Below are 20,516 nucleotides of genomic sequence, written 5' to 3'. Positions count from 1 at the left end.
CCGGTGAACGTGGTCGTCCCCGACGACCCGGTGACCGCCGCGGCCGAGGGCGCACACAGGCTCGCGGTGCGGCTCCGCGACGCGGCCTAAACGCTCGGCTCTCGGGTCGTCTCGTTTTCTATGCGACTCACCCAGTCGCTGCGTAGCTCAGTCTGTCTCCGACTCGGTCGCCACTGTCCCGCCGTCGCTGACGGAGACCGCTCGGTCGGCGCTCCGGAGGCCGACGATTGCGATGGTCCCCCTGGGGTCGTTCTCCGCGAACCGAAGCTGACCGTTCGAGCGGTCGATTATCCACTGGACTAACCAGAGCCCAAGCCCGCTGATGTGTTGGAGCGGCGTCTCGGTCCCCGATTCGAGGACGGAGAGTTCGGCGTCGGGAACGCCCGGCCCGTTGTCGGCGATTCGAATCTCCACGAAGTCGGTCGAGGTCGCGCTCCGCTCGACCGTGACGCCGACTTCCGGAATGACTCGGTCGTTGTGTTCGAGCGCGTTGTCGATGAGGTGTTTGATAGCCGATTCGATGAGGTCGTCCGCGGAGACCCACACCTCGTCGGGGAGGCTCCGATGGACGATGGCCTCGGGGTAGTCGGACTCGACGTCGTCCAACTGCGTCTCGATGCGCTCGACCACCTCGACGGGTTCGAGGCCGGACGACTCGCGGGTGAGCGTCGTGTCGATGTGCCGGGTCTGCTCGCCGAGTTCGACCAGCGACGACGCCTTCCGCTTTATCGTCCGAGCGTGGTCTTTCGACTCGGCGGGGATGCGTTCGTCGAGGAGGAGGTCGGCGTGGCCGAGGATGACGTTCATGTCGTTTCTGAGGTCGTGCCGGAGGACCCGGTTCAACACCCGGAGGCGCTGTTCGTAGCGATGCCGACTCGTCACGTCCCGCGAGTTCAACACGACGCCGCCGACGGCGGGGTCGTCGAGGAGGTCCACGCCCACCGTCTCGAACCGCCGCCACGAGCCGTTCTTGTGGCGGACTCTGAACTCCGCGCGCACGGGCGAATCGCCGGTGACGACCTCGTCGAGGGTGTCGGCGACTCGGTCTCTGTCTTTGGGGTGGACGAGGTCGAGCACCGACTCGCCGACGAGCGCCTCGGTCCGATAGCCGAGCACCTCCGTCACCGAGGGGCTCGTGTAGGTCCGTTCGCCGGCCTCGTCGAGGACGGTGATGACGTCCCGCGAGTTCTCGATGAGCGCGCGGAACTCCTCTTCGGTGCGGCGGCGCTCCGTCACGTCGTAGAAGAGGAGCAAGCGCGCCCGGTCGTTCGTCTGGCCGCCGAGGGACTCGGCGCGGACCTCGAAATACCGGCAGGCACCGCCGTCTTCGACGACCGCCTCGGCTCTGTCGCCGCCCTCCAACACCGCCCGAACCTCGGTCGGGACGCGGACGCTTTCGAGGACGGACTCGCCGATGCAGTCGGCGACCGGCCGCGCAAGCAGCTCCGAGGCGGCACCGTTCGATTCGACGATTCGGTCCTGTTCGTCGAGGACGACGACGGCGTCGCGCATCTCCGAGAGAATCGCGTCGCGGGCGATGGGCGTGATGTCGAACAGCTGGTGTCTGAAGAGCGCCCAGAGCACGACGACCGAGCTGACGCCGATAGAGACGGGGATCGGATTGATGCGGAACGGGAAGAAGAACTCGCCGCCGAGCGCGGCGAGAGGGATCACCCCGGCGACGAAGAGAAACCCGGCCTGTCGACGGTGGATGTTCGTGCTCTTGAGGTACGTCCGCGCGATGACGCTCACCCCGATGACGGCGACGCCGAACCCGTACACGGTGTGTGCGGCGAGAACGAGGTCCGGACCGAACGGACCGAGGAAGTCCGCGCCGGAGACGGAGAATCGGTCCGGTCGCGCGGCCCGCCAGAGGACGAGCGGCGACCCGAGTAGTCCGTGCGAGGCGTTCGTCAACTTGAGGGAGATAGCGACGGCGGGTTCGACGGCCAGAAAGCCGAGCATCCGCGAGGAGAGCAGTTGGTCCTCGCCGGCATAGACGAGCGTGAAGACGAGCCATATCGTCGGGAGCACGGCCGCGCCGGCCCACGCCAACTGCGCGTAGAACAGTTCGCTGGCCGGCGTCGTCGCGAGGAAGACGAAGCCGTACGCGGTCGCCCAGACGCTCCCGGTGAGCGTCAAGAGCGCAAAGGGGAGACGGACGCGCCGCGAGTAGAGTCGGAACCGACCGAGAACGACGAGCGTCACGACCCCGGCGAGGATGCCCGCGGCGAACAGCGCGTACGCGTGTGGGTACTCGACGCTGGTCATGAGGTGGTCGTGGCTCGCATCTGTGACTCTCTTGGAACTGTTCTTTCCGATGAGTGTCACATCGGATCGATATCAAACGTGTAGCCGGTTCGGAACTTAAGCGGTTCGCCCTGTCTATCAACGCTGATATCGGACTGGTTCAAGTCGGATCGGCCGTATACGTCCCGGTAGCGCACTGTCGTTCCACCTGACACTCGCCCCCGTCATCCGATTATCAGTCACCCAGTTCGGACGACTCGGTCGGCCCGCGGAACCACGGAACTGTCACGCGTCGGACGTTCGCCCGAACGCTTAATTCGGATGGACGCACACGCAGGGATAGATGCCGCGCGAGTCACGTCACCCCGCCGACGCCGACGACCCGACCGGGTCGAGGCCCCGTCGCGGGGCCGGCGACCGAACGTTCGACTGGGCGGATCCGCCGACGAACCGGACGTGGCGCGACGTGGCCCACGAGCGCCTCCTCGCAACGACCGCGGCGGTCACCTCGGACGGCGAGCCGTTCCTCGACGACGTTCCGCGGACCCCGCGGGCCGAGCGCGTGCTCCTCGACTGGTGTGTCCACCTGGTCGAGCGACTCGGCGGGCGCGGCGCGCTGGAGATGGCGTCGTACTACCGCGATATCGGCTGGATCGGCGACGGGGCCCACAGCGCGATTCGCGAGCGCGTCGTCTCGTTTACCGTTCCCGCGGACTTCGAAGACGCGCCGACCGAAGAAGACCACGTCCGCAGTTTCTCGTACGTCGCCCGACTGTCGGCGATGGCCGACTCGGAGTGAGTCAGCGCCGGACTCGACGGCCGCTCAGAGGCCGAGTTCGCGGCCGATGATGAGATGTTGAATCTCGCTCGTCCCCTCGCCGATCTCCATGAGTTTCGCGTCGCGGTAGAACCGCTGGGGCGCGAAGTCGGTCGTGTAACCGTAACCGCCGAGCACCTGCACCGCGTCTTCCGCGACCTCGCGGGCGGCCTCCGAGGCGTCGAGTTTCGCCAGTGCGGACTCCCGGCTCACCCGCTCGCCGGCGTCGTACCGCGTCGCGGCCTTGTGAGTGAGCAGTCGCGCCCGCTCGGTCTTGCGGTGCATCGAGACGAGTTTGTCGCGGATGGCGTCGAACTTCGCAATCGGCCGGTCGAACTGTTCGCGCTCTTGAGCGTACGATTTCGCGTGGCCGTACGCGCCCTCGGCGAGCCCGACCGAGAGCGCCGCGATGGAGATGCGGCCGCCGTCGAGGGTCTTCATCGTCTGTTTCCAGCCCTCGCCCTCCTCGCCGAGGAGGCGGTCCTCGGGCACCCAGCAGTCGTCGAAGGAGAGCTCGCAGGTCGGCGAGCAGTTGAGTCCCATCTTGTCCCACTCGGTCGTCACCTCGAAGCCGTCGTCGTTCTCGGGGTCGACGATGAACGTCGAGATGCCGTCGTAGCCCGCGCCGGGGTCCGTCACGGCCTTCACGAGGATCGAACCGGCGACGCTCGCGTTCGTGATGAACTGCTTCGTGCCGTCGATGACGTAGCCGTCGCCGTCCCGCTCTGCGACCGTGTCCATGTCCCTGGCGTCGCTCCCGGAGCCGGGCTCGGTGAGCGCCCAGCCGCCGAGGTGCTCGCCGGCCGCCAGCGGCGTGAGCCAGCGTTCTTTCTGCTCGTCGGTGCCGAACAGCTCGATGGGCTTCGACGCGAGGCTGACGTGGGCGGCGTACGACAGGCCGATACCGCCCGAGACGCGACCGAGTTCCTCGACGACGAGGGCGTACATCAACTGGTCGCCGCCGAGGCCGCCGTACGCCTCGTCGATGGGGACGCCCATCACGTCCAACTCGGCCAACTGGTCGAATATCTCCGCGGGGAACCGGTGTTCGTCCTCGATGTCCTGCGCGATGGGGGCGATTTCTTCCTCGCAGAACTCGCGGACGGTGTCCCGAATCATCCGGTGTTCGGCCGGGATGTCGAAGTCCATGCGGCAAACTATCGCCGTGCCGGACATAAACTAATCGAACGACCATGAAGGATATGTGGCCGTGGAGGCGAAAGCGGCGGCCCGCTCCGGGGCGCTCCCACCGCGTGGGAATGGGCGTCCGGGTCTTTTTGGGCCGCGACCCGAGACTCTCGTATGTACTCGCACATCCTCTTTCCGACCGACGGAAGCGACTGCGCGGACGCCGCCTTGGACCACGCGCTCGAACACGCCCGAACCTACGACGCGACGCTCGTCGCGCTCTACGTCGCGGACGTGCGCGAGGTCGGCTACGCCGCGCCCGCGCTCTCGGTCGAACGGGTCCGCGAGGCGCTCCTCGAAAGCGGCGAACAGGTGTTAGGCCGCGTCGCCGAGCGGGCCCGCGAGGCCGGCGTCGAGGTCGAAACCGTCGTCACCGAGGGCACGCCAGCGAGCGAGATTATCCGCCACGCCGACGAGCGGGACGTCGACCTCGTCGTGATGGGCACCCACGGCCGGAGCGGCATCGACCGCTACCTCATCGGGAGCGTCGCCGAGCGCGTCGTCCGCGGCTCCGACGCGCCCGTGTTGACCGTCCGACAGGAGTCGGCGTAGGCCCACGAGGTTAAGCCGCCCCTCGTCTTACGGGGGTGCATGGACCTCCGTCGGCTCGTCCGCGGCCGCCTCGGGTGGCCGCGTCTGGAGACGGTCGCCCGCGAACTCGCCCGGCGATACGACCGCGACAGCCTCCACATCCGATTTCTTGAGGCGGACAACTGGCTTTCGACCCCGATGGTCGTCGACGACGAGTGGTTCGTGAAAGTCATCTCCAAACAGAACTCGCTCGTCCACGCCGTCTTCACCACCGGGCGGAACCTCGGCGCGTTCTCCAGCGGGACCGAGGGCTTCTTCGGCCACTTCGGGACGCCGCTGGAGATGGCCGAACACGAACTCGAAGCCACGAAGCGACTCCGCGACATCGGCCTGCAAGCGCCCGCGCCGGTCGAGGCGTTCGAGGTGGACGGCCTCGGCGTGCTCGTCCTCGAATACCTGCCGAACTTCCACACCCTCGACACCGCCCCGCGGGAGGAGGTCGAACGGCTCGCGCCGGAGCTGTTCGCGGCGCTCGCGGAGATGCACGACAACCACCTCGCCCACGGCGACCTCAGAGCCGAGAACGTCCTCGTCCGCGAGGACGGCATCTACTTCATCGACGCGACGAACGTCAACGACGAGGGGATGCGCGACGCCCGCGCGTACGACCTCGCCTGCGGGCTGGCCGCGCTCGAACCGCTCGTCGGTCCCAAGCGGGCCGTCGCCGCGGCGCTCGACTCCTACGACGCGGACGCGCTGTTGGACGCCGTCGACTTCCTCGACTTCGTCAACATCCGACCCGACCACGACTTCGACGCAGCGGCGCTCAAGGGCGAGATTGAAAAGCACGCGGCGTAGTCGTCGGGCCCCGCGAAAACAGAACGAAAAACGCCGGGACGCGGGGCGCGAACCGCGCTACTCGCCCTCGACGCCCTCGTAGTCCGCGCCGCCCATGTAGAGCCGCGAGACTTCGGGGTCGTCGAGGAGGCCGTCGGCGTCGCCCTCGTAGGCGACGGTCCCCTGGTCGAGGACGTAGCCGCGGTCGGAGATTCCGAGTCCCTCGCGGGCGTTCTGCTCGACCATCAGGACCGCCGTCCCGAGTTCGTTCACCTTCTTCACGTCCTCGAACACCGACTGGACGATGTTGGGCGCGAGGCCCGCCGAGGGCTCGTCGATGAGGAGCACTTCGGGCTCCATCACGAGCGCGCGGGCGAACGCGAGCACCTGCCGCTGGCCGCCCGAGAGCGTCCGCGCCTTCGCCGAGCGCTTCTCGTCGAGAATCGTGAACTGGTCGTACAGCTCGTCGATTCGGGCCTGCAGGCCCTCGGAGCGGGCGACGCCGCCCATCCTGAGGTTCTCGTCGATGGTGAGAGAGGAAAAGACGTTGTCCACCTGCGGGACGTAGCCCATCCCGACGCGGACGAGGTCCTCCGGCTCCTCGCCGGTGATGTCCCGCCCGCCGAGTTCGACCGAGCCGGTCCACGGCTTGAGGAGGCCGAACACCGTCTTGAGGACGGTCGACTTCCCCGCGCCGTTCGGCCCGATGATGCAGACGATTTCGTCCGATTCGAGGTGGAGCGACAGGTCGCGGAGCACCTGCACCTCGCCGTAGCCGCTGTCGACGTCGGCGACGTCGAGTGCGCGGTTGGTCACGGCCCCGCCCCCCCGAGGTACGCCTCGATGACGCGGTCGTCGGAGCGGACTTCGTCCGGCGAGCCCTCCATGAGCACCTTCCCTTGGTCGAGGACGATGATGGGGTCTGCGAGGTCCATGATAAACGGCATATCGTGTTCGATGATGAGGAAGGTCTGTCCCTCCTCGTTGAGTTCGCGGATGAACCGCTTGATGTCGTTCGCGAGCGTCGGGTTGACGCCGGCGACCGGCTCGTCCAAAAGCAGGATGTCGGGGTCCGTCGTGAACGCCCGCGCGAGCTCGACGAGCTTCATCTGCCCGCCGGAGAGGTCGGTCGACGGCTGGTCGATGAGATGCCCGATTTCGAACCGTTCGAGCAACTCGCGCGTCTGTTCGATGTTCGCCCGCTCCTCTTCGGTCACGTCGGAGCCGGAGAGGAAAAGCGAGAAGACGGACTCGCCTTTCTGCGGGCCGGGACCGACGAGCATCGCCTCGCGGACGGACATCCCCTCCAGCCGCCGGGGCGTCTGGAAGGTCCGAACGAGCCCCTTTCGGGCGCGTTCGTGCGGTTCGAGGTCGGTGACGTCCTCGCCGTTGACGGTGACGTGACCGGCGTCGTTCTCGTAGAAGCCGGAGATGAGGTTGAACAGCGTGGACTTCCCCGCGCCGTTCGGTCCAATCATCCCGGTGATGGTCCCGCGGTCGACCTCGATGGAGACGCCGTCGGTGGCGACGAGGCCGCCGAACGCCTTCTCCAAGTCGGTCGTCTTCAGAACGACGTCGTCCTTGTCGAGGCGCGCTCCCTCGTACGCGTCGTCGTTCATCGGTCGTCACCCCCGTTCGAGACGGTCCCGCCGTCGGAGGCGGCACCAGAGGCGGGTGCGCCACCGGCACCGCTTCCGTCGCGCGCCGCCGGCCAGATGAGTTCGTCCTTCGGGGGAAGGAGTCCGTCCTGCCGGAAGCGCATGATGAGGATGATGAGCCCGCCGACGAACAGCAGTCGCAGCGGGGCCAGGTCGACGCCGAGCGTCTGGATGAACCCGATGTCGTTGAGGAAGCGCGTCCCCTCGCGGATGGCGATGACGACGGCCGCGCCGACGACCGCCCCGCGGTTCGACCCGGTCCCGCCGAGGATGACGGCGATCCAGATGTAGAACGTCGTCAGGGGGACGAGGTCCGAGGGGTCGATGTAGAGGTTCAAGTGAGCGTAGAACGCCCCGGCGATAGCCATGATGACCGAGCCGATGACGAACGCCTGCATCTTGAACCGGTAGGTGTCCTTGCCGAGCGCCTTGGCGAGGTCCTCGTCGGACCGGATGGTCCGGAGGACGCGCCCCCACGGCGACCGGTGGACGCGCCGGAGGAACAGGTAGACGACCGCGATGAGGGCGACCACGATTGCGGCCGTCGTCGCGGCGTCGGTCAGCGGCAGCCACGACATGAGGTTCGGGATGCCGCTGATACCGCTCGACCCGGCGGTCCACCGGCGCTCGTTGAGGATGATGGCGCGGATGACCTCGGCCAGTCCGAGGCTGGCGATGGCGAGGTAGTCCTCGCGCAGGCGGAGCGTCGGGATGCCGATGAGCACCGCGATGAACGCGCTCACGACGATTGCCGCGAGGAACCCGAACACCGGGTGGAGTCCGAGTCCGAGCGGGGAGTTCGGCGCGGTCAACAGCGCGGCGCAGTAGGCTCCGATTCCCCAGAACGCCGCGACGGAGAAGTTGATGAGCCCGGCGTAGCCCCACTGGACGTTGAGTCCGAGCGACAGCAGGGCGTACATCCCGACGAGCGCGATTTGGAACAGGAGGAACCGCGGGCCGATGACGCCGACGAAGACGCCGACGACGAGCAACACGGTGACGAGTCCGAGCGTGGCGAAGATGCGCCGCTCGGTCGCGTCGCGGACGAGCGTCTCGCTCACCCACGAGGAGACGGAGCTCATCCGCTATCACCCGCGATTCCGCTCGGGCGAACGAGCAGGATGGCGACCATGATGACGAACGCGACGGCCGCGGCGTACTGCGAGCCGACCGGGCTGATTCCCCACTGGTAGAACAGGGGAACGAGCTCGTGGACCATTCCGATGACGAGGCCGCCGAGCATCGCGCCGTAGACGGAGCCGATGCCGCCGAGGATGACCGCGGCGAAGACGATGAGCAGGATGTCGAAGCCCATGCGCGGGCGGACGAGTTCCTCCAGTCCGAGGAAGACGCCGCCGGCCGCGGCGAGCGCGCCGCCGATGAGCCACATTGCGAAGATTACCTCGTTGGTTCGAATCCCGCTGACCCGCGCGAGGTCCGCGTTGTCCGCGGTCGCGCGCATCTTCCGGCCGAGGGTCGTCCGCGTCAGCGTCAGGTGCAGCGTCGTCACGAGGACGACGGTGAGCGCCACGACGACGAGGTTGCGCGGCGTGACCGCGATGCCGAGCGACTCGCGGACCCACGGAATCGGCCCCTGTCTCGGGACGCCGTAGCGCTCGGGCTCGGTTCCGAACGACAGGAAGACGAGCGCCCGATAGACGAGCGCGACGCCGATACTGGAGATGAGAAGCCCGATAGAGCCGCTTCCCTTCACCGGGCGGTAGACGACGCGGTCGGTGACGACGGAGATGACCGCTGCCGCCCCCATGCCGAACGCGAGGGCGAGGAAGAACCAAAGCGGCAGTCCGAACACGCCCGCGTCGCCCAGCATCGGTCGGAGGAAGCCGACCGAGAACAGCGCGGAGAACGCCCCCACGGTCATGAGGTCGCCGTGGGCGAAGTTGGCGAAGTCCGCGATGCTGTAGACGAGCGACAGCCCGATGGCCGCGAGGACGATGATGCTCGAAAACACCACGCCGTTGGCGACGTACTGGAAGGGGCTGACTTGGAGCGGTATCACGGATTCGAGACCCTCCCGTTGGTCGTTCGCCGTCCGTTCCGTGCGTGCATAGTTAGCTCGTGATGTAGTCGCCGAAGACGTACTCGTGGTCCTCGACGCTGTAAATCTGGTAGTAGCCCGGCGGGTCGCCGTTCTCGTCGAGGTCGACCGGGCCGCTGACGCCCTGATAGTTGATGTCGCTCGGCGAGCCGCCGTCGCGCAGGACGGCCGCGGCCTCCTCGAAGTTGAAGACCTCCTCGCCCTCGGGGCGGGTCACGTCGCGGACGACGGCCGACAGCGCCTCGCCGGAGAACTCGTCGGCCGCCTCGATGGCGAGCGCCGCCACCGTGACGGCGTCGTAGGCGTACGCCGACCAGACCGTCGGCGTCGCGTCGTAGTTCTCCTCGAAGGCGGCGACGAAGTTCTGGTAGTTCTCTTGGTCCTGCGGGGCGCTCTCGGTGATGCCCTTCATGCCGTCCATGCTGCCCGCGGGCGTGTTCTCGATGATGGAGTCGGCGACGGTGGACTCCGCGCCGTAGTAGTCAACCGCGGTGTTGTAGCCCTGGTCGAACCCCTCGTTGACCATGACGGTGTACTCGTTCGCATAGGTGAGGAAAATCCACGCCGAGGCGTCCGTCGACGCCATCTCGGTGAGGATGCCGCTGTACGACGACTGGCCCTGGTCGTGGGGTTCGTTGTAGGCGACCGTGCCGCCGAGTTCGGACTCGAACGTCTCGGCGAACACGTCTGACAGCCCCGTCCCGTAGTCGTTGTTGATCCACGTGACGGCGACGGTGTCGTGACCGTCGTCGCTGACGAGGCCGGCGAGCGCCTGCCCCTTCGCCGCCCCCGAGGGCTCATGCGGAGCAGTTCCGGGCGCGTCGTGAGTTCGGGGCTCGTGCTGTTCTGGCTGATTTGAACGACGCCCGCCTCCTGCGTGACGCTGTCGTGGATGGCGATGGAGACGCCGGAGCCGACGGAGCCGATGAGGAGCGGCACGCCGTCTTGGTTGACGAGTTTCTGTGCGCCGTTGACGCCCCCCTGGTTCGTACTCTCGTCGTCCTCGACGGAGATGTTCAGCGACGCCCCCTCGGAGCCGATGCCGACCTCGTTGACGGCGGCCAGCGCGAGTTCGCGGCCGCGGGTGTTGCGCTCGCCGTACGGCGCGAGCGACCCGGTGAGCGAGTCGACCATCCCGATGGTGTACGACTCGCCGCCACCGCCGCTTTCCTCGGTAGTCGTGGTCGTCTCCTCGCCACCGCCGCCGCCACCGCCGCTTTCCTCGGTAGTCGTGGTCGTCGTGCCGTCTTCTTCGCTTTCGAGACAGCCGGCGGTCGCTCCGACGAGCGTGAGTCCCGATAGTTTCAGTAGCGTTCTGCGGCCCATGTCGTGGGATGACATAACATGCAAACCACTCCAATTATCGTAAATATACCTGTAACCGCCCATGGTCGGGAGTCGGAAATTCGTCGGACGAAACGAGGCTCCCGGGATTATTTCATATATATTTTCAAGAATTATTTGGTAGGGTCTCTCTTTAGGGTACGTGTCTCACAATAGCGGGACATGATACCCCCCATCGCGAACAACTTCGTGGCGGGTGAGACGGCCGACGGGGCGGTCTCGCACGTCGAGTCGCTGAACCGAGACGGCATCGCGGGGATACTGAACCTGCTCGGCGAGCACTACTCCGACCGGGCGAACGCCGACGCCGACGCCGACGCGTACGTCGACCTCGTCCGCCAACTCGGCGCGACGAACCTCGACGGCTGCGTCTCGGTGAAGCCCTCACAGATCGGCCTCGACGTCGGCGACCGCGCGTTCCGGGAGAACCTCGACCGCATCGTCGACGCCGCGGACGCCGAGGGCGTGTTCGTCTGGGTCGACATGGAGGACCACGAGACGACCGACGTGACCCTCGACGCCGTCGACGACCTCGGTCATCGGACGGGCGGGAACGTCGGCGTCTGCGTGCAGGCGAACCTCAAACGGACGCCCGACGACCTCGAACGCCTCGCCGACGTGCCGGGGAAAGTCCGCCTCGTCAAGGGCGCGTACAACGAGCCCGCGTCCATCGCGTACAAGGAGAAGTCGAAGGTCGACGAGGTGTACAGGGACCTCCTCGAACAGATGTTCACCGAGTTCGACGACGGCGTCGCGGTCGGCAGTCACGACCCGCACATGATCGCGCACGCCCGCCGCCTCCACGAGCGGTACGGGACGCCCTACGAGGTGCAGATGCTCATGGGCGTGCGCGAGGACGGCCAGCGCGACCTCGCGGCCGCCGGCATCGAGACGTGGCAGTACGTCCCCTACGGGGACAACTGGTTCTCCTATTTCTACCGGCGGGTCCGCGAGCGGAAGTCGAACGCGCTGTTCGCGCTCCGCGCCGTCGCCGGCGTCTGAGCCGGGACCGGTCCTCGATTCGGCCCGCGCTACTGCGGGTCGAGCAGTTTCGATTCCGCCTTGCGCAGGTGTTCGAGGAGCGTCGTCTTCGAGATGTCCATCTCGGCGGCGAGTTCGCGGGTCGACACCTCGCGGGGCCAGCGGTAGTATCCTTCTTCGCGCGCGAGCTCGAACGCCTGCCGCTGGCTCCGGGTGAGCGTGTCGAGTCGCCGACTGCGCTCCGGTTCCGCCCCCTCGGACGTGGAGATGGAGGCGACGCGAATCTCCGCGCCGGTCTCGTCCATGACGGTCTGGATGCGCGGCTGTATCTCCTCGCGCGCGCCGGCGAACCAGACCTCCCACCGCTCGCGGCCGTTTTCTATCTGCGTGGGTGCGCTGTGGACGAACCCGTGTTTGAGCAGTTCCGGGCACATCATGTCGCTCGGGTCGTACTCAAGGAAGAACTCGCGGGCGACCGGGCCGGGGGCGACGTGCTTCCCGCGGGAGTCGAACCGCTCCTGGAGTTCCAACACCTCGCCCGTGAGGTCCGAGTCGGCGATGACGTCGAGGAGCGTCTCGACCTCGTCGAGCGACTCGCCGTAGGCGGTGAAAAGCCCGTTCGACCGCTCGACGCCCGCGGTGGGGGCGTCGTAGATGGCGTGTGCGAGGATGCCGCCGTCGTACTCGCTCGTCGATTCGATCGCCCAACAGTTCGGATGCCACAGGTCGAGCGTGAGGCGCGTACCTTCACCTGCCGTGCGCTCGCTCATACACCGGGTAGCACGGCGTTACGTAAGATGTTATCTGTGGTCGCGCGGGGCGACGCCGCCGTCGACTCGCCGAGCGACCCCTTCCATGGGAGGGTCCGGGGTTATTAATCCTAGTTGTGACTCTAGAATCATATGGCGCAGGACGAATATCGGCACTATATCGACGGCGAGTGGACGGACGGAACCGGCGACGAGACGTTCGAGAGCACGAACCCCGCGACGGGCGAGTCGCTGGGGACGTTCCGACGGGGGACGCCCGAGGACATCGACGCGGCGGCCGCCGCGGCCGACGAGGCCTACGAGGAGTGGCGCGAGCTCTCCCACATCGACCGCGCGGAGTACCTCTGGGACATCTACCACGAACTGCGCGACCGCACGGAGGAACTCGCGGAGGTCGTGACCAAGGAGTGCGGCAAGGAGATCTCCGAGGGCCGCGCCGACGTCATCGAGGCGTACCACATGGTCGAGTGGGCCGCGGGCGACGCCCGCCACCCCAAAGGCGACGTGATTCCCTCCGAGATTCCCGCGAAGGACGCCTACATGCGCCGCAAACCCCGCGGCGTCGTCGGCTGTATCACCCCGTGGAACTTCCCGGTCGCCATCCCCTTCTGGCACATGGCCGTCGCGCTCGTCGAGGGCAACACCGTCGTCTGGAAGCCCGCCGAGCAGACGCCGTGGTGCGGCCAGATCATCGCCGAGATGTTCGAGGACGCCGGCATCCCCGACGGCGTGTTCAACATGGTGCAGGGATTCGGCGACGCCGGCGCGAGCATCGTCGACGACGAGCGCGTCGACTCCGTGCTGTTCACGGGCTCCGCCGAGGTCGGCCACGAGGTCGCCAGCAAGGTGGCCCAACAGCCCGGCAAGCTCGCCGCGTGCGAGATGGGCGGCAAGAACAACGTCGTCATCACCGAGAAGGCGGACCTCGACATCGCGGTCCACTCCGCGACGATGTCGTCGTTCAAGACCACCGGCCAGCGCTGTGTCTCCTCCGAGCGCATCGTCGTCCACGAGGACGTCTACGACGAGTTCAAGGAGCGCTTCGTCGAGAACGCGAAGAACGTCTCCGTGGGCGACCCGCTCCGCGAGGACACCTTCATGGGCCCCCTCATCGAGGAGGGCCACAAGGAGAAGGTCACGAAGTACAACGAACTCGCGGAGAAGGAGGGCGTGAACGTCCTCGTCGATCGCACCGAACTCGACGCCGACGAGATTCCCGAGGGCCACGAGGCGGGCCACTGGGTCGGGCCGTTCGTCTACGAGGCCGACCCCCACGACGACCTCCGCTGTACCCACGAGGAGGTCTTCGGTCCCCACGTCGCCCTCCTGAAGTACTCCGGTGACATCGAGGACGCCGTCGAGATTCAGAACGACACCGACTACGGGCTGGCCGGTGCCGTCATCTCCGAGGACTACCGCCAGATAAACTACTTCCGCGACCACGCCGAGGTCGGTCTCGCCTACGGCAACCTCCCGTGTATCGGCGCGGAGGTCCACCTCCCGTTCGGCGGCGTGAAGAAGTCCGGCAACGGCTACCCCTCGGCCCGCGAAATCATCGAGGCCGTCACCGAGCGCACCGCGTGGACGCTCAACAACTCCAAGGAGATTCGCATGGCGCAGGGCCTCTCCGCGGACATCAAGACCAGAGAAGACGAGTAAGGCCCGCACCGCGCCGCGGCCCCGCACTCGTCCCGCTTTTTTCTGTCGCTCTTTCAGTGTCCGTCGTCCGACTCCGCCTCCCCGTGAGCGGCCGCCTCGACGTAGACGCCGGGCATGTCCGTCTCCTCGACGGTCAGCGTCACCTCCTCGTCCTCCTCGGCCGGGCGGTCGGTCACGACGGTCACCGCCTCGATTGGGTCGCGGCGGACGAACGCCCAGACGAGGTCGAGTATCGAGGGATGGCCGCCCTTCCGGACGACGAGGACGTGCCGCGACTCCGCCAGCGCCCGGAGTTCGGGCGACAACTCCTCGTCGTCGAGTTTGTCCGGCGGGATGGCGTGCAGCACGTCGCCTCGAATCGTCTCGGTCATGGTGGCTCCACGGCCCTCGGGGGAAAGAAGCGTGCGCTCTGAGACGAGTGTGCGTCGCGGCTCGATAGCGGCGCGGCTCGGAGCGAAGCGGTCGTCAAAAGGCGGAGGCGAATTCGCCTCCCGCCGAATCTCGTGTCACCAGTTGGCGAAGTGAGACGAGGGGAGTGCGCTCCCACCGGGCTTGGGAGCGCGAAACGACGTGGCCACGTCGTTTCGGATGCCGCAACGGACCCCGAAACGTTGCGGCGGGTGCGGCGGATGTGGAGTCGCCGACGACTGGCGAGAAAAGCGCCTATTGCGTCGGCGACTTTCGCTTAGGAGCCACGATGTATAAACCCACCGCAACACCCGTTCGCATACCCCGTGAACCCACGGTTCTCGCCGTCTCGAACTCCGGGCCACGGGGGCGACGAGCGCGGACCAACGAAGCCGTCGCCGGCCTCAGGCGGTCGCTTCGAACTCGCGCCGGAGCGCCGATTCGAGGTTGTCGAGTTCGCGGTCGAGGTTGCGCTCGAAGAACGCCTCGACGCCCGGCAGGCGGCCGTCGACGGTGAACTCGTTGACGAGTCGGCTCCCGCCGTCGCGTTCCTCGATGGTGTGTTCGCCCGTCACCCGCATCACCCGCGACTTGCCGACGAACTTCACGTGCGTCGGCTCGTCGACCTCGATATCCTCGGTCTCGACGGTCACCGTCGAGCGGACGAGCGGAATCGGGAGTTCGAGATACCACGTCGCGTGGCGGCCGTCGTCGGCCACGTCGAAGCGGTCGACGACGCTGATAGCCCCCGCTCGCTTGGCCGGGTCGGCGATAAACTCCCAGACGCGCTCGCCGGGAGCGTCGAACTCGAAGGTTCGTTTCACGCGGACGGTCATGGGATACCATCACACCTCCACAGTAAAAAGCCGTGGAATCGCCTCAGCTTCGGGTGACGCGCCACGTCGTCGAGCGGGCGCGGCCCCACTTCTCGATTTCGACGTCCTCGGACTTCTCGGCCAGCCGCGGCAGGCGGGACCCGACCTGCTTCGCGGTGAGACCGATGGCTTCGGCGATGTTCTTCGCCCGGAAGTAGCCCTCGCCGCGGCTGACGCTGTCGCGGAGATAGGCGAGAATGCGTTGTTCCTCGTCGGTGTACTCAGTCATCCTCGGGCCGTCTAGGGAATGGGCGTTATTAACGGTTACCCGTGTTCCTCAACGTTGATAGCTACTGGAACAGATGCGCACCGCAGACGGCCAGCGAGGCCGCGATAATCGCTACCATAAATCCGAGCGCCTTCGTCAACTGGTCCGGTCCGGCGACCATCAGCCCTGCGCCGACGAGCGTGAGCACGCCGAACAACGCCGCAAAGCCGATGGACTTGTCGGATTGCACCGTCTTGGTTTCCATGTTTCCGACCTTCGCGGGTGCGCACTTAGTTCATTCGACACCGCCTGTCGTGGGGCGACGTGACGAGGGTCGAGGCGTGTGGGAGCGCCCTCAGGGCCGCGTCGCGCTCAGTCGTTCGACATATGTACCACCAGTCTCGTGTGTCAACAACGATGGGACTGAGATCCGCGCTGCTCGGCGGAAGACTCCGTATTGCACTCGTCGCGCTGGTGGTCGTCGCGGCCGGCGTCGGCGGGGCGTTCGCGGCCGGCGTCATCGGCGCGCCGAGCGTCGACCGAGTCGACAATCGGTTCGCCGGCGTCAACGAGACGGCGACCGTCATCGACACCGACCTGTACGTCTCGAACCCCAACCCGCTGTCGGCGAACCTCTCGGGGCTCGAAGTCGACTACGGCGTCGAGATGAACGGCATTCAGATGGCGACGGGGGAGAAAGGCGGCGTCGCTATCGGGCGGGGGACCACGGCGGTTCCGCTCCGGACGACGCTCGAAAACGAGCGCATCCCCGAGTGGTGGGTCTCGCACATCCAGAACGGCGAACACACCGACCTCGCCGTGGACGCCACCGTCACTTCTGAGACGCTCGGCCGGACGTTCGAAGCGCCCGAGATATCCCGGAGCATCGACACCGACCTGCTGTCGGCGTTCAACTCCACCGAAACCCGCGAGATAAACGCGGAGTCGCCGGTCGTCTCCGACCCCGTGTTGTACGTCAACGAGACGAGCGCCGAGTGGGGCGAGTCCACGGGCGAGCGCACGGCGCTCGAACTCACGTTCGTCGTCCACAACCCCAAGCCGTACCCGATTGCGGTCTCCGAACTCGGCTACGACATCTCCATGAACGACGTGGACGTCGGCGAGGGGACGACGAACTCCGAGTACGTCATCTCCCCGCGGTCGACGGAGACCATCGAGGCGACGACCCACATCGAAAACGACAGGCTCGACGAGTGGTGGGTCTCGCACCTCGAACGCGACCAGACGACCGACCTGCGCATCGACTTCTACGCGAACCTCGACGCCGGCGGCACGACGCTTCGCGTCCCCCTCGACCCGCTGACCTACGAGAAGACGTTCGAGACGGACATCTTCGGGAACAAGGCGGCGTCCGGCGGAGGAGAGACGACGGACGAAACGACGGCGACCGAGACCGAGACCGCGACCGAGACCGAGACCGCGACCGAGACCGAAACTGCGACCGAGACCGAGACCGAGACCGCGACTGCGACGACCGCGGCGACGGGAGAGACGACGACCGCGACTGCAACCGAAACCGCGACGACGACGACCGCGACGGACGGCGAGACCACGACCACCGACGACGGCCTCCTGTAGCGGTCCCGCCCCGCGGGCCGGAGTCGGCTCGCCGTTCGACCGCCGGGACTACCGAAGAATCGTCGGTGAATCCTGACTGAGCCGATAACTCTTTACCGTCGGCTGCGATAGTCGAGGATATGACACGGAGTACCCACGCTCCTGATCGAGTTCTTCTCCCGTAATGAGAACCCTGTGTCCGTCGAGAGCGACGACGAAACCATCGTCGTCTCCTTTGGCGACCAGTCCTGTGAACTGTCCCGAGACGCCGCCGCCGACCTGCAGGAGGCCATCGGTTCGGCGCTGACCGAGAAACGGGAGTTCTTCCGCACGGCCGGCGAGTACCGCCGGGACGGCAGTTACGTCGTCTCCCGCCGCGGCGCGGACTCCACCGGCAACGCGAAGGTGTTCGCCAGTTTCGACGAACTGCGCCGCCTGTACGACCGCCTGCCCGAGCGCTTTACCGCCGAGGACATCGGCCGCACCGGCATCACCGGCTCGCGCCGCCACATGATACTCCGGCACTTCGGCGAGCATCCCGGCGTTCGACTGCCGCATCGCCAGTCGCAACCCGCTGACGGGCGAAAAAGAGTCGTCCGAGACCGAGAACAACGAGGCGATGGAAGTCATCGCCGACTGAGGGGTGACGGCGCGCCGCCGGAGTCGGTGGCCGCGGTCCTGTTTCGGTTTCTCAGTCTATCGTGACGTGGTCCGACTCCTCGTTGAGCGCGAGGTTCGACGCGATTTCGGCGTTCCGCATCGCGTACTGCGCGGTCTGCTGGAGGCTCACCAGCACCTCGCGAATCTGGAGGAGCTTCTGGTTTTCCATCTCCGGGAGGTCGTTGAGGATGTCACGCTCGCGGTCGCTTATCTCGCGGAACAGCTCTCGGCACTCGATGGTGAGGTCGTAGTCGCGCTCGACGACGGCCCGCACCGCGGTCGTCGTAATCTCGTCGACGTGGTCCGTGAACTCGCGGATGCGCCGCATCGTCGACTGGTCGACGTCGATGGTGTGGCCCTCGGCGTCCATGACGATGTTGGCGATGTCCTCGGCGTTGTCGGCGGTCAGTTCGAGGTTCTTCGCCACCGAGCGGTAGCCGATGAGCGGGAAGCCGGAGTCGAGACCGACCGCCCGCGCGAGGTTGGGGTTCTGGTAGGACGTGAAGATGAGCCGAAGCAGGAGGACGAAAATCTTGTTCGCCTGCCGCTCGCGGTTGAGCGCCCGCTGGGCGAGGTCGGGGTTGCCGTGGGCGAGCGCCTTGACGGCCTCGCCGCGCATCGTACTGCCCGTGTTTTCGAGTCGTTCGAGCAGGTTGTCGAGGGTGAAGTCCTCCGCGTCGACCGAACAGCGAATCGCGATTCGCTCGGGCGTCTCCTCGATGACGCCGAGGCCCATGAGCTGGGTCTCGGCCTTGTAGACGGCGTTGATGTGGTCCGAATCGAGCGCGCCCTCGCTTTTTTCGATGTGGATGACGCGCCGCCCGAGGACGTACTGCGCCACGATGGCGCGTTCGAGCGCCTCCGCGTTCAGACTGTCGGCGCGAATCGTCGCCTTCGAATCCTCGGTGTTGACCGACTCGGGGAGAACGGTCAGCGTTCCCTTACCGCTCGTCCGAATGGTCACCTCGTCGCCCTTCTCGACGTTGTGTTCCTTGGCCCACTCCGCTGGAAGCGTCATCGCCAGCGTGGAGGGACCGAGACGCTGGACTTTCCGGGTTTCCATGGCAGTCAGAACCCATCCAATGACCTTAAATCTCACTATATTACACCCTCTGTGAATAATGGATAGTGGGTCTCATTGCACACGATTCAAAATATTAAATCATCCACGTCCTCCGGCTTCGAGCGGGGGGAGAGAACCGTCCCGTAGACCGGCGTATTAACCGCGAATTTCTGCAGAACGTCGTCGATACGAGCAGATTACACATATCCAATCGGCTCATAACTTTACGACGTCGAATCCATACAATAATCGCCTCCTAACGCAGAGAATCCCGGAGGTGAAGGGGCAACTATGGTATCGACAGCCACACGACAAGAAATGGAGGGAATGCTCGGCCAGGTCCCGAGTTGGATGGAGAATTTGGCGGAACCGGCGAGCGAACACAGTTGGGGACTCTTCCGCGACCTCAATTTGGGGACCGACACCGAGTTGGCCGCGCGAGAGAAGGCGCTCATCGGGGTCGCCGTCGCGGCCGCGATTAACTGTCCGTACTGCACCTACTTCCACACGGAGGAGGCGCGGTTGAGCGGCGTCGCGGACGCGGAACTCAAAGAGACCGTCAACCTCGCCGCCGACACGAAGTACTTCTCGACGATTCTCCACGGGAACGAGACCGACCTCGACGAGTTCAGAACCGAAACGGACGAAATCGTCGAGCACATCATGGAGCAGCAGGCGGCCGCGGACGACTGACGAGACAGCCGAGGGGGCGTCCTCCCGCTCGCGTCCTCTCGCTCGATTATTTTCCGCTGACGCTCCGGTTCGAGCCGGTCGCCGAATCGGCCGTGACCGATTCCCGCCCGCTCTCCAGCGCGATCCAGCGACCGACTGTCGACCCGCCGAGTCAGCGGCTTCTGACATGCGCCGTTCACTCGATTTTCATCATCCGGCGTTCGACGCGGCCCACCCGGACTTTCGTCCACCCGCGGAGGTCGGCGTCGAGGTCGGGGTCGTCGGTGTCGACCCGGAGGACCGGAATCGCGTCGAGCTTCGACCGCGAGGCGACGACCGACACGTCACAGCGGCGAATCACCGCCGGGAGAGAGTTGGGGGTTGCCGCGGCCGAAGACGAACCCCTGTCCGCCGATGGGCGTGACGACGATGACGTTCTCCTCGCCGAGACTCGCCAGAATCTCGGCCTCGGTCGCGTCGCGGGCGAGCACCTCGCCGTCGCGGTAGACGTCGACACCGAGCGGCGACCCGTCGATGCCCAACTCGGTTTTCACCGCGCCGACGGTGCTTCCGGGGCCGAGGACGTAGGTGACGCCCTCGGTCGCACGGATGTCGTCGGCGACGCCCGCGGCCAGCGCTTCGACGGTTCCGCCGCCGGTCTGTTTCGACGACTGGAGGTCCTCGGCGACGGGGACGTGCGCGACCGCCCGAAGCTCCGGCCTGACCTCGCCCTCGCGGTAGTCGTCCTCGTCGATGTCCATGACCTCGCGAGCCTCGGTCCGCTCGAACGAGGTGACGACGTGGGCGGCGTCCTCGGGCGAGACGGCGAAGACGGAGGAGTAGACCTTCACGCCCGCGGGGACGCCGAGCATCGGCACGTCGGTGCCGTCGAGCGCCTCGGCCACGTCCGCCGCGGTGCCGTCGCCGCCGACGAACAACACGAGGTCCGCGTCGGCGT

19 protein-coding genes and 3 pseudogenes are annotated in these 20,516 nt (G+C 66.5%); 8 read left to right on the top strand and 14 right to left on the bottom strand.

All coding sequences use genetic code 11. From position 1 onward, the window contains the following. Nucleotides 1-147 precede the first annotated feature (147 nt). Entirely contained in the window at nucleotides 148-2,271 is a 2,124-nt protein-coding gene (locus tag ATB1_RS09555) for a histidine kinase N-terminal 7TM domain-containing protein (RefSeq protein WP_042663498.1), read from the bottom strand. 322 nt (nucleotides 2,272-2,593) lie between these two features. Here ATB1_RS09555 and ATB1_RS09550 point away from each other — a divergent pair, with 322 nt between their 5' ends. Then, nucleotides 2,594-3,049, top strand: coding sequence for a FlaD/FlaE family flagellar protein (locus ATB1_RS09550; protein ID WP_042663497.1), 456 nt, complete (start codon nucleotides 2,594-2,596; stop codon nucleotides 3,047-3,049). Between the two features lie 24 nt (nucleotides 3,050-3,073). On the opposite strand, the gene ATB1_RS09545 is transcribed toward ATB1_RS09550, so the two are convergent. After that, nucleotides 3,074-4,216: an acyl-CoA dehydrogenase family protein gene (locus ATB1_RS09545; RefSeq protein ID WP_042663496.1), complete on the bottom strand. Its 1,143-nt coding sequence runs from the start codon at nucleotides 4,214-4,216 to the stop codon at nucleotides 3,074-3,076. A 153-nt stretch (nucleotides 4,217-4,369) separates the two neighbouring features. On the opposite strand from ATB1_RS09545, the gene ATB1_RS09540 reads away from it, so the two are divergent. Both ATB1_RS09540 and ATB1_RS09535 read left to right on the top strand, forming a co-directional pair. Next, entirely contained in the window at nucleotides 4,370-4,807 is a 438-nt protein-coding gene (locus ATB1_RS09540) for a universal stress protein (RefSeq protein WP_042663495.1), read from the top strand. A 39-nt stretch (nucleotides 4,808-4,846) separates the two neighbouring features. Beyond that, nucleotides 4,847-5,644: an RIO1 family regulatory kinase/ATPase gene (locus ATB1_RS09535; protein ID WP_042663494.1), complete on the top strand. Its 798-nt coding sequence runs from the start codon at nucleotides 4,847-4,849 to the stop codon at nucleotides 5,642-5,644. A 57-nt stretch (nucleotides 5,645-5,701) separates the two neighbouring features. Here ATB1_RS09535 and ATB1_RS09530 read toward each other — a convergent pair whose 3' ends face one another. From ATB1_RS09530 to ATB1_RS09510, 5 genes and pseudogenes are all read right to left on the bottom strand, one after another. Next, entirely contained in the window at nucleotides 5,702-6,439 is a 738-nt protein-coding gene (locus ATB1_RS09530) for an ABC transporter ATP-binding protein (RefSeq protein ID WP_042663493.1), read from the bottom strand. Next, nucleotides 6,436-7,242 (bottom strand): ABC transporter ATP-binding protein, encoded by an 807-nt coding sequence (locus tag ATB1_RS09525; protein ID WP_042663492.1) that lies wholly within the window; start codon nucleotides 7,240-7,242, stop codon nucleotides 6,436-6,438. Before ATB1_RS09525 ends, ATB1_RS09530 begins: the two co-directional genes overlap by 4 nt. Then, on the bottom strand, nucleotides 7,239-8,363 hold the full coding sequence (locus ATB1_RS09520; RefSeq protein ID WP_042663491.1) for a branched-chain amino acid ABC transporter permease: 1,125 nt from the start codon (nucleotides 8,361-8,363) through the stop codon (nucleotides 7,239-7,241). Before ATB1_RS09520 ends, ATB1_RS09525 begins: the two co-directional genes overlap by 4 nt. After that, the gene (locus ATB1_RS09515; RefSeq protein WP_042663490.1) at nucleotides 8,360-9,301 is read right to left on the bottom strand and encodes a branched-chain amino acid ABC transporter permease; all 942 of its coding nucleotides are present in this window, start codon (nucleotides 9,299-9,301) and stop codon (nucleotides 8,360-8,362) included. The genes ATB1_RS09520 and ATB1_RS09515 overlap by 4 nt, the downstream gene beginning before the upstream one ends. Nucleotides 9,302-9,353: 52 nt before the next feature. Beyond that, a pseudogene (locus tag ATB1_RS09510) lies at nucleotides 9,354-10,666 on the bottom strand (ABC transporter substrate-binding protein). Nucleotides 10,667-10,846: 180 nt separating this feature from the next. Between ATB1_RS09510 and ATB1_RS09505 the strand changes: the two are divergent. Then, nucleotides 10,847-11,686, top strand: a complete 840-nt coding sequence (locus ATB1_RS09505) for a proline dehydrogenase family protein (RefSeq protein WP_042663489.1) — start codon at nucleotides 10,847-10,849, stop codon at nucleotides 11,684-11,686. Between the two features lie 29 nt (nucleotides 11,687-11,715). On the opposite strand, the gene ATB1_RS09500 is transcribed toward ATB1_RS09505, so the two are convergent. Next, entirely contained in the window at nucleotides 11,716-12,435 is a 720-nt protein-coding gene (locus ATB1_RS09500) for a helix-turn-helix domain-containing protein (RefSeq protein WP_042663488.1), read from the bottom strand. 132 nt (nucleotides 12,436-12,567) lie between these two features. Between ATB1_RS09500 and ATB1_RS09495 the strand changes: the two genes are divergently transcribed. Further along, the gene (locus tag ATB1_RS09495; RefSeq protein WP_042663487.1) at nucleotides 12,568-14,094 is read left to right on the top strand and encodes an aldehyde dehydrogenase family protein; all 1,527 of its coding nucleotides are present in this window, start codon (nucleotides 12,568-12,570) and stop codon (nucleotides 14,092-14,094) included. Between the two features lie 53 nt (nucleotides 14,095-14,147). Here ATB1_RS09495 and ATB1_RS09490 read toward each other — a convergent pair whose 3' ends face one another. The 4 genes from ATB1_RS09490 to ATB1_RS09475 all read right to left on the bottom strand — a co-directional run bounded on the left by ATB1_RS09490 (nucleotide 14,148) and on the right by ATB1_RS09475 (nucleotide 15,850). Continuing rightward, a complete protein-coding gene (locus ATB1_RS09490; protein ID WP_042663486.1) occupies nucleotides 14,148-14,465 on the bottom strand; it encodes a hypothetical protein in 318 nt (105 codons plus the stop codon). Nucleotides 14,466-14,906: 441 nt separating this feature from the next. Further along, entirely contained in the window at nucleotides 14,907-15,338 is a 432-nt protein-coding gene (locus tag ATB1_RS09485; protein WP_042663485.1) for an SRPBCC family protein, read from the bottom strand. Nucleotides 15,339-15,381: 43 nt separating this feature from the next. After that, nucleotides 15,382-15,606 (bottom strand): hypothetical protein, encoded by a 225-nt coding sequence (locus ATB1_RS09480; protein WP_004043755.1) that lies wholly within the window; start codon nucleotides 15,604-15,606, stop codon nucleotides 15,382-15,384. A 61-nt stretch (nucleotides 15,607-15,667) separates the two neighbouring features. Then, nucleotides 15,668-15,850, bottom strand: a complete 183-nt coding sequence (locus tag ATB1_RS09475; protein WP_004043756.1) for a hypothetical protein — start codon at nucleotides 15,848-15,850, stop codon at nucleotides 15,668-15,670. A gap of 152 nt (nucleotides 15,851-16,002) precedes the next feature. On the opposite strand from ATB1_RS09475, the gene ATB1_RS09470 reads away from it, so the two are divergent. Together ATB1_RS09470 and ATB1_RS09465 are read left to right on the top strand one after the other, a co-directional pair. After that, nucleotides 16,003-17,184 (top strand): LEA type 2 family protein, encoded by a 1,182-nt coding sequence (locus tag ATB1_RS09470; protein ID WP_042663484.1) that lies wholly within the window; start codon nucleotides 16,003-16,005, stop codon nucleotides 17,182-17,184. 174 nt (nucleotides 17,185-17,358) lie between these two features. Continuing rightward, nucleotides 17,359-17,803, top strand: a pseudogene (locus tag ATB1_RS09465) (hypothetical protein). A gap of 51 nt (nucleotides 17,804-17,854) precedes the next feature. Here ATB1_RS09465 and ATB1_RS09460 read toward each other — a convergent pair. Beyond that, nucleotides 17,855-18,886: a phosphate uptake regulator PhoU gene (locus ATB1_RS09460; RefSeq protein ID WP_004970831.1), complete on the bottom strand. Its 1,032-nt coding sequence runs from the start codon at nucleotides 18,884-18,886 to the stop codon at nucleotides 17,855-17,857. Nucleotides 18,887-19,204: 318 nt separating this feature from the next. On the opposite strand from ATB1_RS09460, the gene ATB1_RS09455 reads away from it, so the two are divergent. Then, a complete protein-coding gene (locus ATB1_RS09455; RefSeq protein ID WP_187367337.1) occupies nucleotides 19,205-19,579 on the top strand; it encodes a carboxymuconolactone decarboxylase family protein in 375 nt (124 codons plus the stop codon). A gap of 175 nt (nucleotides 19,580-19,754) precedes the next feature. Here ATB1_RS09455 and ATB1_RS09450 read toward each other — a convergent pair. Continuing rightward, nucleotides 19,755-20,516, bottom strand: a pseudogene (locus ATB1_RS09450) (ATP-NAD kinase family protein); the annotation flags it as partial.

The organism is Haloferax sp. ATB1, assembly GCF_000730175.1.
The sequence above is the reverse complement of the archived record's forward strand: the minus strand, read 5'-3'. Positions and strand labels throughout refer to the sequence as shown.

Bases quoted from the DNA above. Each gene is read 5' to 3' on its own strand.
- ATB1_RS09555 (WP_042663498.1), bottom strand. From the start codon at position 2,271: ATGACCAGCGTCGAGTACCCACACGCGTACGCGCTGTTCGCCGCGGGC.
- ATB1_RS09550 (WP_042663497.1), top strand. From the start codon at position 2,594: ATGCCGCGCGAGTCACGTCACCCCGCCGACGCCGACGACCCGACCGGG.
- ATB1_RS09545 (WP_042663496.1), bottom strand. From the start codon at position 4,216: ATGGACTTCGACATCCCGGCCGAACACCGGATGATTCGGGACACCGTC.
- ATB1_RS09540 (WP_042663495.1), top strand. From the start codon at position 4,370: ATGTACTCGCACATCCTCTTTCCGACCGACGGAAGCGACTGCGCGGAC.
- ATB1_RS09535 (WP_042663494.1), top strand. From the start codon at position 4,847: ATGGACCTCCGTCGGCTCGTCCGCGGCCGCCTCGGGTGGCCGCGTCTG.
- ATB1_RS09525 (WP_042663492.1), bottom strand. From the start codon at position 7,242: ATGAACGACGACGCGTACGAGGGAGCGCGCCTCGACAAGGACGACGTC.
- ATB1_RS09520 (WP_042663491.1), bottom strand. From the start codon at position 8,363: ATGAGCTCCGTCTCCTCGTGGGTGAGCGAGACGCTCGTCCGCGACGCG.
- ATB1_RS09505 (WP_042663489.1), top strand. From the start codon at position 10,847: ATGATACCCCCCATCGCGAACAACTTCGTGGCGGGTGAGACGGCCGAC.
- ATB1_RS09500 (WP_042663488.1), bottom strand. From the start codon at position 12,435: ATGAGCGAGCGCACGGCAGGTGAAGGTACGCGCCTCACGCTCGACCTG.
- ATB1_RS09495 (WP_042663487.1), top strand. From the start codon at position 12,568: ATGGCGCAGGACGAATATCGGCACTATATCGACGGCGAGTGGACGGAC.
- ATB1_RS09490 (WP_042663486.1), bottom strand. From the start codon at position 14,465: ATGACCGAGACGATTCGAGGCGACGTGCTGCACGCCATCCCGCCGGAC.
- ATB1_RS09485 (WP_042663485.1), bottom strand. From the start codon at position 15,338: ATGACCGTCCGCGTGAAACGAACCTTCGAGTTCGACGCTCCCGGCGAG.
- ATB1_RS09480 (WP_004043755.1), bottom strand. From the start codon at position 15,606: ATGACTGAGTACACCGACGAGGAACAACGCATTCTCGCCTATCTCCGC.
- ATB1_RS09475 (WP_004043756.1), bottom strand. From the start codon at position 15,850: ATGGAAACCAAGACGGTGCAATCCGACAAGTCCATCGGCTTTGCGGCG.
- ATB1_RS09470 (WP_042663484.1), top strand. From the start codon at position 16,003: ATGGGACTGAGATCCGCGCTGCTCGGCGGAAGACTCCGTATTGCACTC.
- ATB1_RS09460 (WP_004970831.1), bottom strand. From the start codon at position 18,886: ATGGAAACCCGGAAAGTCCAGCGTCTCGGTCCCTCCACGCTGGCGATG.
- ATB1_RS09455 (WP_187367337.1), top strand. From the start codon at position 19,205: ATGGAGGGAATGCTCGGCCAGGTCCCGAGTTGGATGGAGAATTTGGCG.